This is a genomic window from Kitasatospora sp. NPDC043950 (assembly GCF_056435345.1).
This window is the reverse complement of sequence record NZ_JBWKER010000133.1, coordinates 1-2,212: the sequence shown is the minus strand read 5'-3', so window position 1 is coordinate 2,212 and position 2,212 is coordinate 1. Positions and strand designations below refer to the sequence as shown.

3 protein-coding genes are annotated in these 2,212 nt (G+C 67.0%); all 3 read right to left on the bottom strand.

The window, feature by feature from the left end:
- Positions 1-87: 87 nt before the first annotated feature.
- The 3 genes from AC07BF_RS37775 to AC07BF_RS37765 all read right to left on the bottom strand — a co-directional run bounded on the left by AC07BF_RS37775 (position 88) and on the right by AC07BF_RS37765 (position 1,497).
- Entirely contained in the window at positions 88-288 is a 201-nt protein-coding gene (locus AC07BF_RS37775) for a hypothetical protein (protein WP_478334604.1), read from the bottom strand.
- 174 nt (positions 289-462) lie between these two features.
- Positions 463-978, bottom strand: coding sequence for a DUF4240 domain-containing protein (locus AC07BF_RS37770; RefSeq protein ID WP_478334603.1), 516 nt, complete (start codon positions 976-978; stop codon positions 463-465).
- 153 nt (positions 979-1,131) lie between these two features.
- Positions 1,132-1,497 (bottom strand): hypothetical protein, encoded by a 366-nt coding sequence (locus tag AC07BF_RS37765; RefSeq protein WP_363633618.1) that lies wholly within the window; start codon positions 1,495-1,497, stop codon positions 1,132-1,134.
- Between the last annotated feature and the right edge of the window lie 715 nt (positions 1,498-2,212).

The following is a 2,212-nucleotide window of genomic DNA, read 5'->3' as shown; positions in this document are numbered from 1 at the left end:
CTCTCCCCGATGGAGTTCGAACAACAGCAACGCACGACGGCTAAACTCTCACTCGCGGCGTAAACCCCTGTGTCCACAATCCGGGGGTCACCTCACCATGTCCGGGTTGAGGACGGCCGGCCGTCCGGTTTCCACGACGAGCGTCGTTCCGGGGCGGGTCGCGTCCTCCGCCACGTAGCCCAAGGTGCTGCCTTCGTAGTCGCAGCACAAGTGTTGCCTGCTCACCCGCCAGCGGTACTCGACGCCGTCGACGACGATGCGGCGGGAACCCTTCTTGGCCAATGCCACTGTGTTGCCTTTCAGTCTTTGCGGCTTCTCCCGCATCTGTACGGGCCGCTGTCGGTGGGGGCTGTCGTCACGGCCTCGTCCGTTCGGGAAGGACGAGGCCACGGGGCGGTTCGTGCTGTCGGCCGGGGCCTGCTGACCTCGGGAACCTCTCGCTACAAGCCAAGGCGGCTGCCGTCAGTCCTCGTCACCCTCCTCGTCATCGTCATCCTTTTCGAGGCAGAGCGCCGCGAGCCGGGGCAGCCGCCGCCGCATCTCGCCGTCGTCTTCGAAATCCCACTTCTCGCCCATGTCAGGCTCGACGTCCTCGTGCTTCGGCCGCGAGGCCGCCCGGGCCTCCTGCGCGTCGTAGTAGCTGTCCTTGACTCCGGTGACCCGGTCATAGGCTCCCAGCGCCGCGTAGTTGGCATCCTCCTGGAGGAGCGCCTCCTCCAGGTCGTCGACGGAGCCGGAGCTGTCGACCAGGTGGTCGGCGAGGGAGTCCGGCGCGGCCGCCACCCGCTCGAACCACTCCCGGCCGAGGCTGATGAGGCCCGCGCGGAAGTCGATGAAGCCGTCGTCGGAGAACCAGCCGCCGATCAGGTAGGAGGCTGCCCACACGTCCCAGCGGTAGACGGATTCGTGGACCGCGTGGAAGCGCTCGTCATAGTCGAGGATGCGCTCCAACGGCAGTTCGGCCAGGACGTCGGTCAACGCCTCGTCGAAGGGCTTGTATCCGTCGCCGCGCGCGCCGTCTCGATGATGGTCCAGAACTCGTCGGTCTCCATGGCCGGGACTATGCCAGACCCCGCTGACAGGACACCAACGAGCGGGCGGCAGCGACTTGGTGGATGGTGATGGGGAGCTTCATCGGTTCTCCGGGATACGGCGGCTGACGTCGGCGGCGTAGGCGGCCCAGTCTCCGGCGGACGCTTTCTGCCACTGGACGGCGACTTGGATGTGGATGCCGAGCATGCGGGCCAGGATCGCGGCCGGGACCTCTTCGGCGAGGGCGAACAGGGCGGTGGACCGGGCCTGGCCTGGTTGGATTCCGACGGCGATCAGCCGTAGGCCGAGTCGGTCGGCGCTGATGTGTTGGCCTGGGCGTTGACCTGGAAACAGCCAAGGCGTCTGGTTGGCGTGTCCGATCACTGTGTAGGGGCGACGTGTTGCGATCAGGTCGAGGACGAGTGCGGCGAGTGGTTCGGGCAGGATGGTCGGGGAGGTTCCCATCTGGATCGAAACCCGGTCGTTCGCCTCTGTGACCTGATCGACGGTGAGGCTGCTGATCGTGCTGAGCCGTTGGGCGTAGAAGAGTAGGAGTAGTCCGGCGACCCGGTCGGCCGTGGTCAGCGTGGCGTCGTGGAGGAGCCTGCGGGCGTCGCCCCACCGGCCCTCGGAGTCGTGGGGGGCCGACCGGGCCCTGCCAGCGCTCGGCGCCGAAGGTCAGCCCCTTCGCCAGCCGGTTCTTGGTCGCCCAGCGGATGAAGTGGCCGGTCTGGTCGCGGTAGCTGAGGTCCTCGCCTGCTTTCCACTGGTCCAGGTCAGACTGGGTGCAGGTGGCGAGGGTCAGACCTCTGCCAGCCAGCCAGTCCAGGAAGTTGACTGCGGCGGTGATGTGGCTGCAGACGTTGGCTATCTGCAGGCGGGTGGCGTGGCCGGTGCCGAGGCGGCCCCGGAGGCGTCGTAGGTGGTGCCAGACCTCGTAGCGGTGCAGCATCGCCCGTTCCTCGTGACCGTCACGCGATGCGACGGTCCGGGATGCCCAGCGTTCGAGTTTCACGAGGCGCTCGGACCAGTAGTTCACCCGCGTCGAGCCCCTCGGCTCCGCCGGTACGAACCAGCGCCCTCGTTAGCCTCGCGCTTTCACGAAGTTGACTGTCCGGCAGGTGGTCAGCAAAGCAGAAAGTGCCTCTGAACAGCGAGAATGAGGATTGTCTAGGCCCTT